Raw genomic sequence first — 12,864 nt, 5'->3', positions numbered from 1 at the left:
GTTCACGGGGACGTGCCTCGTGGTGGGGGCCGGTCGAGGCCGCGTGCGTGCCGGCCTCAGGCCGAGGCCAGGGTTTCCGTGGCGCGGCGGCGCAGGCCGATGTGGACGGGCAGACCGGTCGCGAGCAGTGCGAGCAGCAGGGTGCCGCCGGCTATCGCGCCGGCCGTCGTCCAGGGCAGATGGGGCAGCGCGTCGCCGAACGCCTTCTGCAGCATCGGAGCGAGGGTGAACAGCGCGATGGCCGTGCCGAGAACGAGGGCGGTGCCCGCGACGACGGCCGCTTCCCAGGCGGCCATCGCCCGCACCTGGCGCGGATGCGAGCCGACCAGCCGCAGCAGCGCCAGATCGCGGCGGCGCTCGGCGGTGATCATGGCCAGGGTGTTGGCCGCGGCGATGGCGGCGAAGCCCGCGTACAGACCCGTACCGATGTAGTCCAGCCACACCTCGCCGGCCGGGCCGGCGGATCCGGTCCGGTGCTGGGCGGTGGTGTGCACCGCGATCTTCGTCGTGCCGAACGCCACCACCAGGACCAGCGGGACGACGGCGGCGGAGAAGCGGCGGGATTGCGTCGTGACGTTCTGCATCGCCAGCTCGGCGGCGCTGCCGAACCGGCCGATCAGCCGGGACACCAGCCAGGCGGCCGGACCGATGAGGCGCGGCCCCAGCAGCCCCGCACCCTTCCGCCGGCCCGCCGCCGCCTCCTCGAGCGCCCGCGCGGGGCGCAGCGCCGCGAACCGGCTCGCCGCGAGCACTCCGGCGATCGCGGAGGTCACCACCGCCACCGCCAGGCACACCGGCAGCGCGGCCCAGCCGAATCGGAAGGGAACCCCATGGGGAACGAGGCCATGGGCGACCATGCCGTCGAACCACCAGCGCGCCAGTGCCGCGCCCAGTGCCCAGCCGGCGAGCGCCGAAGGGACGGCGGCAGCCACCGCCTGCGCGGCGGTCGCCCGCCGGATCTGCCAGGGGCGGGCGCCGATCGCGCGCAGCATCGCGAACTCGCGATGCTGCTGGGCGACGGTCGTGCCCATCGTCGAGGCGACCACGAAAATCGACATATAGACCGAGCCGAGGAGGAGGACGAGAGCCATGTCCCCGACGCCGTGGGCCGCCATCGCCCGTCGCGCGGCGGGCGGGACGTCCTCCGCGCCCGTCGCGGTCAGCATCGTCATCGAGGCGCCGACCACGGTCGCGGCGAACAGCGTCGCCACCGCCGTCCCCGTGAATGCGGGCCGGTGACCCCGCAGCGCCGCCCGCGCCAATCCGCTGGACATGAGCACACCTTTCGTTTCGCACTGTGATCAGCGTGATGGCTGAGCGTGATCACGCACCATGAGGAATCCACCCGTCTTTCGGTGGGGTTTTCCGCAGTACGGGGCGAAGGAGGAAGGGGGAGGCCGTCGCGGGGCGGCCCCCGGACCTCGTAAGGTCTTATCCGTGTTGGAGGAGATGCGGATCCGGTCCCTGGGCGTCATTGACGACGCCGTTGTCGAGCTGTCCCCGGGCTTCACGGCGGTGACCGGCGAGACGGGCGCGGGCAAGACCATGGTCGTCACCAGCCTCGGCCTGCTGCTCGGCGGCCGCGCCGACCCCGCCCTGGTGCGGATCGGCGCCAAATCGGCGGTGGTGGAGGGCAGGATCAGCGTCGGCGCCCAAGCCCCCGCCGCGGTACGGGCCGAGGAGGCCGGCGCCGAGCTGGACGACGGAGCGCTGCTGATCAGCCGTACGCTCTCCGCCGAGGGCCGTTCACGTGCCCATGTGGGTGGCCGCTCCGTACCTGTCGGGCTCCTGGGGGAGCTGGCCGACGACCTGGTCGCCGTGCACGGCCAGACCGACCAGCAGGGCCTGCTGCGGCCGGCCCGCCAGCGCCAGGCCCTGGACCGCTACGCCGGGGACGCGGTCGCCGTCCCGCTCGCCAAGTACACCGCCGCCCACCGCCGGCTGCGCGCCGTCGCCACCGAGCTGGAGGAGCTGACCACCCGGGCCCGGGAACGCTCCCAGGAAGCCGATCTGCTGCGCTTCGGTCTCGACGAGATCGCGGCGGCCGAGCCGCAGCCCGGTGAGGACACCGACCTGGCCGCCGAGGCCGAGCGGCTCGGGCACGCCGAGGCGCTGGCCTCCGCCGCGACTGCCGCGCACGCCGCGCTGGCCGGCAACCCCGAGGACCCCGAGGGCGTCGACGCCACCACCCTGGTCGCCGGTGCGCACCGCGCGCTGGAGGCCGTACGAAGCCACGACCAGGAGCTCGCCGCGCTCGCCGAGCGGCTCGGCGAGATCGGGATCCTGATGGCGGACGTGGCGGGCGAGCTGGCCAGTTACGCCGACGGCCTGGACGCCGACCCGTTGCGGCTCGCCGCGGTCGAGGAGCGCCGCGCCGCTCTGAACCACCTGACCCGCAAATACGGCGAGTACGGCGAGTACGGCAAGGACATCGCGGCGGTTCTGGCGTGGTCGGAGCAGAGCGCCGCCCGGCTGGCCGAACTGGACGGCGACGACGACCGGATCGGCGAGCTGACCGCCGAGCGCGATGCGCTCCGGGCCGAACTGGGTGAGCTGGCCCAGGCGTTGACCGACGCCAGGACGGCGTCGGCGGAGCGCTTCGCGGCCGCGGTCACCGCCGAACTCGCCGAACTCGCGATGCCGCACGCCCGTGTGACCGTCGAGATCCGCCAGACCGAGGTCGCCGAGGACGCCGACGGGATCGAGGTGGGCGGCCGCACCGTGGCCTACGGGCCGGCCGGTGCCGACGAGGTCGAACTGCTCCTCGCCCCGCACCCGGGCGCACCGCCCCGGCCGATCGCCAAGGGGGCGTCCGGCGGTGAGCTGTCCCGGGTGATGCTCGCCGTCGAGGTGGTCTTCGCCGGCTCCGACCCCGTACCGACGTACCTCTTCGACGAGGTCGACGCGGGCGTCGGCGGCAAGGCGGCCGTCGAGGTCGGCAGGCGGCTGGCCAGGCTCGCGAAGTCGGCGCAGGTCGTGGTCGTCACACACCTTCCGCAGGTCGCGGCGTTCGCGGACCGGCAGCTGCTGGTTGCCAAGACGAACGACGGGTCGGTCACCAGGAGCGGTGTCACGGTCCTGGAGGGCGAGGAGCGGGTCCGCGAACTCTCCCGGATGCTGGCCGGCCAGGAGGACTCCGAAACGGCCCGCGCACATGCGGAGGAGCTACTCGAAACGGCACGCAAGGGCAGCTAGCGGACACGCCCTAGGGTGGCGGCAGTTGAGCGCGGCACGGTGCCGGGCGAGGGGAGCGACATGGCGGCGACGGCAGGCGGCAGGGTGCTGGGGCGGATCTCGGCGCTGCTCGGGGCGGCGGGGGCGACGCGGGCCGCATACGCGGCGCTCAGGAGCCGTCCGCCCGGTGGCGCCGTCCTGTGGGAGCGCAAGAACTACGCCGGTCGGACCGTGCACCTGCATGCGGGGCTCGCGACGACCGCCGGCACCGCGCTCGCCGCCGCCACCGCGCCGGGCCTGCCCGCCCGCGCCCGGACCACGACGGCACTGGCCGTGCTGGCCGCCGGGGGCTGCGGGGCGTACGACGACGTCTTCGGTGCGGACGACCCCCGGCGGGGCTTTCGGGCGCACCTCTCGGCGCTGCGGGAACGCGAGGTCACCAGCGGGGCGGTGAAGCTGTTCGGGATCGGTGCCGCCGGGCTCGCGGCCGGGGCTCTGCTGAAGGAACGCCCGGCCGACAAGCTGCTGGCGGGCGTGGTGATCGCGGGCTCGGCCCATCTGGTGAACCTCCTGGACGTCCGGCCGGGCCGGGCGGCCGGCGCCGTACTGGCCATCGGGGCGCCCGGGCTGCTGCGGTGCGGGCCCGCGGGAGCGCTGTCCGCCGCTCCCATGGGCGCCGCGGCCGCCGTCGCCGGCGACGACCTGGGTGAGCGCACCATGCTCGGGGACGCCGGAGCGCACGCGCTCGGCGCGGCCCTCGGGCTCGCCGTCGTGACGTCGAACGGCCGTCGTGGACTGGCCGCACACGCCGCCGGACTGATCGCCGCCGCGGCAGCCGGGGACCGCGTCAGCCGGGCGGCCGCGGCGCTCTGACGCCTCGCGTCCCTCCACCGGACCGTCGAGGCCGTCGGCCCCCGACCGTCCATACGGACCGGGTTCGGGCGCGCCCCGGGGAACGGCGTGCGCGCCCCGTATCGCCCCGGCGGGCGCACTCCGGAGGGGCGGCTCACCCGAAGGGACCGTTGACCCGCGCGGGCGGTTTGTCGCCCATGTGGGTGATCCGGTGAGCGCTGGGGTGAGACTTCCCACCGGAACGGCGGGCGGACGGTGCCGAATTGACGGCGCCGGGCTGGCATCCTGGGGCGCGGTGCGCAGTTCCGCGTGCGTGCGCCGTGCCGCTGCCCGTCTGTCCGGGCGGGCCGGTGGTCGCCCGGCCGTGTGCCGGAGCGTCCCGCAGCAGGGGGCCGACCTGCCGGTACGGTCCCTCCCGTCCCCGACCCGACCCAGGAGCCCCGACCACGTGATCAGCACCCCGACCTCGACGCACGGGCTGTCGCCGCTGCGCACGGTCCAGGTGCTGGGGCACGGCAGCGCAGGCAGCGCGGCACATGTCCGCTCGCTGGCCGAAGGGCTGGTCGCGCGCGGCGTACGGGTGACCGTGTGCGCCACACCGGAAGCCGAGGCGGCCTACGACTTCACCGGCGCCGGGGCGCGGTTCGTGCACGTTCCCCCGCGGACGGATCCCGCGAGTGTGGCGTTGCTGCGCAGCGCGTGCTGGGATGCCGACCTGGTCCATGCGCACGGCCTGCGGGCCGGTCTGCGCGCCTCGATGGCACTGCGCGGACTGCGCAGCCCCAGGGGAGGGCGACGGGTTCCCCTGGTCATCACCTGGCACACCAAGGCGCACACCGAGGGCGCGCGGGCCGGGCTGGTGCATCTGATGGAACGGCGGGTGGCGCGGGCCGCCGCCGTGGTCCTGGGCGCCTGCTCCGATCTCGTGGACCGGGCGCGCGAGCGGGGCGCCCGCGACGCACGGCTCGCGCCGGTCGCGATTCCGCGCCCCCGGTCCGGTGACGCGCCGCCCGAACCGGAGGACCAGGACCGCACGCGCCACAAGGAGCGCGCCGAACTGGGCGCGGTGGACCGCCCGTTGCTGCTCGCGGTCGGCCGCCTCGACCGCAGCCAGGGCCATGACCTGCTGCTGGACGCGGCGCACGCGTGGTGCGCGCTCGATCCGCAGCCGCTGGTGGCCATCGCGGGGGAGGGCGACCAACGGGCCGCGCTGCAACGGCGGATCGACACCGAGCAGCTGCCGGTCCAGCTGCTGGGCCGCCGCGACGACGTGCCCGGACTGCTCGCCGCCGCCGACCTGGTGGTGCTGCCCAGCAGGTGGGAGGCGCGCTCGCTGATCGCCCAGGAGGCGCTGCGCGCCGGGGTGCCACTGGTCGCCACCGACACCGGCGGCACCCGTGAACTGGTCGGCCGGGCCGCGGAACTGGTCCGATACGGGGACGCCACCGCCATGGGCCACTCCGTTCTCGCGCTGCTCGGCGATCCCGCACGCCGGGACGCGCTCGCGGCCGCGGGCCGTCTCCAGGCGGCCGGCTGGCCGAGCGAGAACGACACCGTCGCCCAGGTACTCAGCGTCTACGACGAGTTGACGCAGCCGCCCCAGCCACTCTAGGTGCGCTTTCCAAGACGTCGGTGACAGGCCGGCGCACCTCGGTGGCCTCAGGCCTTGTCCGTATGGCGCCGGGCGCGCAGGGCCAGCCGCAGGCCCAGGACCGTCTGCGGGTCGTCCAGGTCGGTGCCCAGTAGTTGGGCGATGCGGGCCAGTCGGTCGTACAGGGTCTGGCGGTTGACGTTCAGGTCGCGGGCGGTCTCCGCCTTGCGGCCGGCGCTGGCCAGATAGGCCTCCAGCGTGGGCAGCAGCGGCTGGCGGGCACCGCGGTCGTGGGCGAGCAGGGGGCCGATGGCGCGCTCCACGAAGTCGGTGAGCACACCCTGTTCGCCTTGTTCGCGCATCCGCCACAGCAGCAGCTCGATGTCGAGCCGGCGCGCGTCGTACCAGGGCTGCTCCGGCAGTCCCTGGGCCGCGGCCGCGGCCTGTGCCGCATGACGCAGGCCGGGACCCGCCGCCGCCCAGTCGCCCGCCGTGCCGACGACGACCACCGGGCGGTGCGCGGTCGGCCGGTCCAGACCCGCGCGGACGACGCCGGCCCGCAGCGCCTCGGCGATCCGGTCGGCGAGCGCCTCGCGGTCCTGGCCGGCGCGCAGCGCCACGAGCACCGGGACCCTGCCCTCCACGGGGCGTACCCCGAGGAGCACCGGCGCCCCCGGGGCGGCGAGCTCCTCACGCAGGGCCTGGGCGAGCAGCGCCCAGCTGCCGGGAGTGGGCAGGCCGGCGGGCAGCCGCATGACGACCGGGAGGACGGGGTCCGAGCCGGGGCGGAAACCCAGCAGGCGGGCCTGCGCGGGCGCCTCGGCCGCGGAGATCCGGCCCTCCGCCAGGTCGGCGAGGAAGTCGCCGCGTCCCCGGGCGGCGAGCACCTCCTCCTGGCGGGACTGGAGCATGACGACGGCGAGCAGGTCGGCGGCGCGCTCGGCGGCGATCCGGTGCACCGGCGCCACGGGGGCGTTGACCGGCAGCAGGACGAGACGTGCGCGGACCGCGTCGGGGCCGTGGCCGCCGCCGGGCACATCGATGCGTACGCCGCGCTCGCGCAGCCCCTCCCAGGCCAGCAGGGGGTCGGCGTCCGCGGGCCCGCCGCCCTCGGCGCCGGTTTCCGGGCCCGCCGCGTACAGCGGGCTGCCGTCGGGGGCCTCCAGGCAGAGCGGGTTGCCGGTGAAGACGGCCAGCAACCGCAGCACCTCCGGGGCACCGCCCCCGCGCAGCAGGACGTCCGTACAGCGGCGCAGGATCTCGTCGGCGCGCCGCAGCAGCGCGTAGTGGCTGTTGATGATCTCGGTGTGGATCGCCTCGGTCACCGTGACGTACGGGACCTCGCGGTGCAGCTGGATCAGCGGCAGGCCGCAGTCCCGGGCGGCGTCGACCAGCGCCGAGGGCAGTGACTCGAAACGCGAGCCCAGCTCGACGACGAGAGCGGCGATCTCGCGGTCCGCGAGCTTGCGGATGAAGGCCCGCTGCTCGGAGGGCCGGGAACCCAGCCCCAGGCCGGTGGTCAGCAGCAGCTCGCCGCCCTTGAGCAGCGAGGCGATATGCGGGACCTCGCCCGCGTGCACCCATCGCACCGCGCGGTCCAGGCGGTCCCCGCCGGCCAGCACCTCCGGCAGCCCGCGCCGCAGTGCGGGCAGCTCCAGCGCCCTGCGTACCGTGATCTCGGCTTCGATCTGTGCTTCCGGCCCCATGGCGAGGAACGGTACCCGTAGTCCGCTATCCGGAGTCGCACGGTACGGCGCGTGGGCGGGCGCCCGGGGCGTTCGTCGACCCGGCCGGGGGTGATCCGGCCGCCGCGCCCCACCATTCACCTGCGCCCCATTCACCCCCGCCCCACCATTCACCCCCGCCCCGTCACGTCGACTCCCGCACCACCAGCCGCGCCTGCGTGATCACCGGCGCCAGCTCCGCCATGCCCGCCTCCTCGGCCCCACCCGCCCGGCGCGGATCCAGCAGCCGCAGCAGCAACCGGGCCATCAGCCGCCCCATCTCCTCCACGTCCTGGCGGACCGTGGTCAGCGGGGGATCCGCCCAGGCCGCCGGCTCAAGGTCGTCGTAGCCGACCACGGCCACATCGTCGGGGACCCGCCGCCCGCGCGCCCGCAGCGTGCGCAGGGCGCCGTTCGCCATCAGGTCGGAGCAGGCGAAGACGGCGTCCAGGTCCGGTGCCGCGTCGAGCAGCCGGGCCATGGCGCGTTCGCCGCCCTGCGCGGTGAAGGCGCCGTCCGCGATCAGCCGGGGGTCCGGCTCCGCCGCGCCCAGCGCCTCCCGGTAGCCGTCGAGCCGGTCCAGCGCCGAGGTCTGGTCGAGCGGTCCGGTGATCACCGCGATCCGGCGGCGGCCGCGGTCGAGCAGATGGCGTACGGCCTGGCGGGCCCCGTCGCGGTTGTCGGTGTCGACGTACAGCGGCCGTGGTGCCCGGTCGGCGCCCGCCCAGCCGGGCCGGCCGCCGTAGACGGTGGGCAGTCCGGCGCGCTCGGCCATGGCGGGCAGCGGGTCGTCGTGGTGCAGCGAGAACATCAGCGCGCCGTCGACATGGCCGGCCGACAGATAGCGCCCGATGCGGTCGTAGTCGGCGCGGTGCTCGACGAACATCAGCAGGAGCTGGGTGTCGGCGGCGGCCAGCGCGCGGCTGATGCCGCGAAGCTGGCGGCCGAAGAAGGGGTCGGTGAAGACCCGGGTCTCCGGCTCCGCGATGACCACGGCGACCGCTCCGGTGCGGCGGGTGACCAGCGTGCGGGCCGCGCTGTTCGGCACATAGCCCAGCTCGCGCACCGCCTGCTGGACCCGCTCCTGGACCACCGCCCGTACGCCCGCCCCGCCGTTGACGACGCGGGACACCGTCGCGCGGGAGACCCCGGCGCGCGCCGCGACCGCCTCCAGCGTCGGCCGTGGGCCGTTCGGCTCAGACACCATCGAACTCCTTTTTCCACGCGGTGACTTGACGGTGTGCCGTCGAGTCGGCAGGGTTCACAGCACACGATATGAGAGCGCTCTCACGCCGGGTACCCCCACGGAACTCCTCACGACCCCCCACTGTGCCGAGGAGAGAATGTCATGAGCATGAGAAAGCGGTCCGCCATACGGGCCGGATACCTCACCAGAGCGGTGCTCCTCACCGCGAGCGCCGCACTCGCCACCACCTGTGCCCTCACTCTCCCGACGGCCTCCGCGGCGTCGGACCTGCCGCCCCGAGCCGGGGCCGAGGGCGCCCCCGCCCGCTTCGAGGAAGTCTGGCGTACGGACTTCGACGGCGCCGCCGGATCGCGCCCCTCCGCCGACGACTGGATCACCGACACCGGTACCGGCTACCCGGGCGGCCCGGCCAACTGGGGCACCGGTGAGCGCCAGACCTACACCGACCGGCCCGAGAACCTTCAGCTCGACGGCGCCGGCCACCTCAAGATCACCGCGCTGAAGGACGGCGCCACCTGGACCTCGGGCCGTATCGAGTCCCGGCGCAGCGACTTCGCCGCCCCGGCCGGCGGCAAGCTGCGGATCGAGGCGAGCATCCGGATGCCCGACGTCTCCGGTGCCGACGCGCTCGGCTACTGGCCGGCCTTCTGGACGCTGGGCGCCGACTACCGGGGCAACTACTGGAACTGGCCGGGCATCGGCGAGTTCGACATCATGGAGAACGTCAACGGGATCAACAAGGTCTGGGGCGTGCTGCACTGCGGCGTCAACCCCGGCGGGCCGTGCGACGAGACCCAGGGCAAGGGCGACTCCCGTGCCTGCCCGGACAGCGCCTGCCAGGCCGGATTCCACACCTACGCGCTGGAGCTCGACCGCACCGACAGCGCCGCGGAGTCGCTGAACTGGTACGTCGACGGTCAGCGGTTCCACACCGTCGGCGCCTCCGAGCTGGACGCCGACACCTGGGCCAAGGCCACCCACCACGGCCACTTCCTGCTGCTCAACCTCGCGATGGGCGGGGCGTTCCCGGACGGCGTCGCCGGCTCCGCCACCCCCACCGACGCCACCCGGCCCGGCGGCTCGCTCCTCGTCGACCATGTCGCCGTCTCCGTACAGCCGCCCGCGAAGGCCCGTACGGGCGACGGGACCGCCGCCGCCCCCGCCCCCACCGACCGGCGCACCACCCCGCAAGGAGTCAGCTCGTGATCACTCGCCGCAGCCTGCTCGGCTCTCTCGCCGCCGGCGCCGCGACCGCCTCCGGATTCGCCCTGGCCGGCCGTGCGATCGGCGCCCCCGCCCCCACCGCGGCCCCGGCCCGCCGGTCCGCCGCCGCGATGCCGCTGCACATCGTCAACGACTCCGGTGAGTACGCCAATTCCTCGGTCTGGATCTATGTCGTGGGCAACGACGGGACCCAGCAGGTGCATGTCACCCCGGACGGCGAGCTCAAGCCCGTCGCGCTGGCCGACAACGGTCCGGACGGCTTCACCGACTACGCCATACCGCTCGCCGCCGGCGGCACCACGACCCTCCAGCTGCCCCAGATGTCCGGCCGGATCTACACCGCGCTCGGCGGCAAGCTGAAGTTCAAGGCCGTCGAGGACGGCAACGGCAAGGCCGCGCTCGCCTATCCGGCGGGCTGGGTCTTGGGCGACCCCAACTACGACGTGCTGCACGACTGCGCGGAGTTCACGTACAACGCCGGTGGGATGTACTGCAACACCACCATGGTCGACATGTTCAGCGTCCCGCTGGCGATCAAGCTCTCCGGAGCCAAGGAGCAGACCACCGGCACCCTCAAGGACGGCGCCCGCGCCAAGATCTTCGCCGACGTCCGGGCCGCCGAGGGCTTCGACCGCCTGGTCGTCGGCGACCGGCGGGTGATCGCCCCCGGCCACGGCCTGGACAGCGGGCTGTTCGCCGAGGACTACCTCGCCCCGGCCGTCGACGAGGCCTGGTCCGCCTACGCGACCAAGGACCTGACCGTCACCACGAACGCGGGCGCCTTCACCGGCCGGGTCAGCGGCGGCAGGCTCACCTTCAAGGTCCCCCAAGGCCTTGAGGGCCAGGGAGGTGCCCCCACCGGCACGGTCTCCTTCGACAAGCCGTCCACCCGCGACGTCCTCTTCTGCGACGGCACCCTCGCCGCCCCCAACGACGGCACCACCGGCCCGGTGGCCGCCGTCCTGGGCGCCGCCCTCAACCGCTCCACCCTGACCTCGCACGCCGGCCAGCCCACCACCGACCCGGCCGCCTTCTACCAGCAGCGGCTGACCAACCACTACGCCAAGGCCATGCACGCCGCGACCCGGGACGGCAAGGCCTACGGCTTCGCCTTCGACGACGTCGCCGGCTTCGCCTCGTACATCGAGGACGGCGCCCCGAAGGAGATCACCCTCACGCTGACCCCCTTCTGACCCACACGCCACGGCCGCCCCCGGAACCGGCCGGGGGCGGCCGCGAGGTGTCACATCGCCGGGCTACCCCCCGTAGGCCCCGCTGGCCGTCAGCCGCAGCGCGGTGTCGATCAGCGGAACGTGGCTGAACGCCTGCGGGAAGTTGCCCACCTGGCGCTTGGCCCTGGGGTCCCACTCCTCCGCCAGCAGGCCCAGGTCGTTGCGGAGCGAGAGCAGCTTCTCGAAGAGCTTGCGGGCCTCGTCCACCCGGCCGATCATCGCCAGGTCGTCGGCGAGCCAGAACGAGCAGGCCAGGAACGCCCCCTCGTCGCCCTCCAGGCCGTCCACGCCGACGCCCTCGCCGGCCGTCGGATAGCGCAGCACGAAGCCGTCCTCGGTTCCCAGCTCCCGCTGGATCGCCTCGATCGTGCCGATGACGCGCTTGTCGTCCGGGGGCAGGAAGCCCATCTGCGGGATCAGCAGCAGCGAGGCGTCCAGCTCCTGCGAGCCGTAGGACTGGGTGAAGGTGTTGCGCTCCTTGTCGTAACCCTTCTCGCAGACGTCCCGGTGGATCGTCTCGCGCAGGTCCTTCCAGCGCTCCAGCGGGCCGTCGACGTCCCCGGACTCGATCAGCTTGACCGTGCGGTCGACCGCGACCCAGGTCATGACCTTGGAGTGCACGAAGTGCCGGCGCGGGCCGCGGACCTCCCAGATGCCCTCGTCCGGCTCGTCCCAGTGCTTCTCCACCCACTGGATCAGCTTGATCTGGAGCAGCGAGGCGTAGTCGTTGCGCGCCAGACCCGTCATGTGTGCCAGGTGCAGCGCCTCGGTGACCTCGCCGTAGACATCGAGCTGGAGCTGGCCGGCGGCGCCGTTGCCGACCCGCACCGGACGTGAATTCTCGTACCCGGGAAGCCAGTTGAGCTCGTTCTCGCCCAACTCCCGCTCGCCGGCGATGCCGTACATGATCTGCAGGTTGTCCGGGTCGCCGGCCACCGCCCGCAGCAGCCACTCCCGCCAGGCCCGCGCCTCTTCGCGGTAGCCGGTGCGCAGCAGGGAGGACAGGGTGATCGCCGCGTCCCTCAGCCAGGTGAAGCGGTAGTCCCAGTTGCGGACGCCGCCCAGGCACTCCGGCAGCGAGGTCGTCGGCGCCGCCACGATCCCGCCGGTCGGCGCGTACGTCAGCGCCTTGAGCGTGATCAGCGAGCGCACCACCGCGTCACGGTAGGGACCGTGGTACGTGCAGTGCTCGACCCACTCGCGCCAGAACTCCTCGGTGGCCTCCAGCGACCCCTCGGGGTCCGCCACGGCCGGCTGCGGGTGGTGCGAGGGCTGCCAGCTGATCGTGAACGCGATCCGCTCGCCCGGCGAGACGGTGAAGTCGGAGAAGGTCGTCAGGTCCTTGCCGTAGGTCTCCGCCTCGGTGTCCAGCCACACCGAGTCCGGGCCGGCGACCGCGACCGTACGGCCGTCGACCTTGTGCACCCACGGCACCACCCAGCCGTACGCGAACCGCATCCGCAGCTCCGAGCGCATCGGGACGCGTCCGCTGACGCCCTCCACGATGCGGATCACCTGCGGTGCGCCGTCGCGCGGCGGCATGAAGTCGATCACCCGGACGGTACCGCGCGGAGTGTCCCACTCGGATTCCAGTACGAGTGAATCGCCGCGATAGCGCCGGCGGTCCGCCGGCCGCGGTTCGGCACCGTTGACCGGCCCGATCCGCCAGAAACCGTGCTCCTCTGTGCCCAGCAGTCCTGCGAAGACCGCCGGCGAGTCGAAGCGGGGCAGGCACAGCCAGTCGACCGTCCCGTCCCTGCACACTAGAGCGGCGGTCTGCATATCGCCGATAAGTGCGTAGTCCTCGATGCGCCCGGCCACGTGCATCTCCCGTCGAACTGGAGTCACGCCCCCCATGGG

The 12,864-nt window shown here is 74.0% G+C and carries 9 protein-coding genes; 5 read left to right on the top strand and 4 right to left on the bottom strand.

Annotated elements, in window-relative coordinates; genetic code table 11:
- Positions 1–56: 56 nt before the first annotated feature.
- Positions 57–1,274, bottom strand: a complete 1,218-nt coding sequence (locus AC0680_RS25700) for an FtsX-like permease family protein (protein WP_478632906.1) — start codon at positions 1,272–1,274, stop codon at positions 57–59.
- A gap of 175 nt (positions 1,275–1,449) precedes the next feature.
- On the opposite strand from AC0680_RS25700, the gene recN reads away from it, so the two are divergent.
- From recN to AC0680_RS25685, 3 genes are all read left to right on the top strand, one after another.
- On the top strand, positions 1,450–3,195 hold the full coding sequence (recN, locus tag AC0680_RS25695) for a DNA repair protein RecN (protein ID WP_478632952.1): 1,746 nt from the start codon (positions 1,450–1,452) through the stop codon (positions 3,193–3,195).
- Between the two features lie 60 nt (positions 3,196–3,255).
- Positions 3,256–4,047 (top strand): hypothetical protein, encoded by a 792-nt coding sequence (locus AC0680_RS25690; protein WP_478632904.1) that lies wholly within the window; start codon positions 3,256–3,258, stop codon positions 4,045–4,047.
- Positions 4,048–4,474: 427 nt separating this feature from the next.
- Entirely contained in the window at positions 4,475–5,638 is a 1,164-nt protein-coding gene (locus AC0680_RS25685; protein ID WP_478632901.1) for a glycosyltransferase family 4 protein, read from the top strand.
- A gap of 47 nt (positions 5,639–5,685) precedes the next feature.
- Here AC0680_RS25685 and AC0680_RS25680 read toward each other — a convergent pair whose 3' ends face one another.
- Together AC0680_RS25680 and AC0680_RS25675 are read right to left on the bottom strand one after the other, a co-directional pair.
- Positions 5,686–7,323 carry a PucR family transcriptional regulator gene (locus tag AC0680_RS25680; protein ID WP_478632900.1) on the bottom strand — a complete coding sequence of 546 codons (1,638 nt, stop codon included), beginning with the start codon at positions 7,321–7,323 and terminating at the stop codon, positions 5,686–5,688.
- Positions 7,324–7,486: 163 nt separating this feature from the next.
- The gene (locus AC0680_RS25675; RefSeq protein WP_478632897.1) at positions 7,487–8,548 is read right to left on the bottom strand and encodes a LacI family DNA-binding transcriptional regulator; all 1,062 of its coding nucleotides are present in this window, start codon (positions 8,546–8,548) and stop codon (positions 7,487–7,489) included.
- 141 nt (positions 8,549–8,689) lie between these two features.
- Between AC0680_RS25675 and AC0680_RS25670 the strand changes: the two genes are divergently transcribed.
- A complete protein-coding gene (locus AC0680_RS25670) occupies positions 8,690–9,754 on the top strand; it encodes a glycoside hydrolase family 16 protein (protein ID WP_478632894.1) in 1,065 nt (354 codons plus the stop codon).
- The gene (locus AC0680_RS25665) at positions 9,751–10,965 is read left to right on the top strand and encodes a beta-1,3-glucanase family protein (RefSeq protein WP_478632891.1); all 1,215 of its coding nucleotides are present in this window, start codon (positions 9,751–9,753) and stop codon (positions 10,963–10,965) included. Before AC0680_RS25670 ends, AC0680_RS25665 begins: the two co-directional genes overlap by 4 nt.
- A 63-nt stretch (positions 10,966–11,028) precedes the next feature.
- Here the strand turns inward: AC0680_RS25665 and AC0680_RS25660 are convergent, their stop codons facing one another.
- Positions 11,029–12,831: a glycoside hydrolase family 15 protein gene (locus AC0680_RS25660; RefSeq protein ID WP_478632949.1), complete on the bottom strand. Its 1,803-nt coding sequence runs from the start codon at positions 12,829–12,831 to the stop codon at positions 11,029–11,031.
- Between the last annotated feature and the right edge of the window lie 33 nt (positions 12,832–12,864).

The organism is Streptomyces sp. NPDC043738 (assembly GCF_056436545.1).
Note: the sequence above shows the minus strand (reverse complement) of the source record. Positions and strands in the feature narration are given on the sequence as shown.

Coding starts and splice junctions, on each gene's coding strand:
- AC0680_RS25700 (WP_478632906.1), bottom strand. CDS start 1,274: ATGTCCAGCGGATTGGCGCGGGCGGCGCTGCGGGGTCACCGGCCCGCA.
- recN (WP_478632952.1), top strand. CDS start 1,450: ATGCGGATCCGGTCCCTGGGCGTCATTGACGACGCCGTTGTCGAGCTG.
- AC0680_RS25690 (WP_478632904.1), top strand. CDS start 3,256: ATGGCGGCGACGGCAGGCGGCAGGGTGCTGGGGCGGATCTCGGCGCTG.
- AC0680_RS25680 (WP_478632900.1), bottom strand. CDS start 7,323: ATGGGGCCGGAAGCACAGATCGAAGCCGAGATCACGGTACGCAGGGCG.
- AC0680_RS25675 (WP_478632897.1), bottom strand. CDS start 8,548: ATGGTGTCTGAGCCGAACGGCCCACGGCCGACGCTGGAGGCGGTCGCG.
- AC0680_RS25670 (WP_478632894.1), top strand. CDS start 8,690: ATGAGCATGAGAAAGCGGTCCGCCATACGGGCCGGATACCTCACCAGA.
- AC0680_RS25660 (WP_478632949.1), bottom strand. CDS start 12,831: ATGCACGTGGCCGGGCGCATCGAGGACTACGCACTTATCGGCGATATG.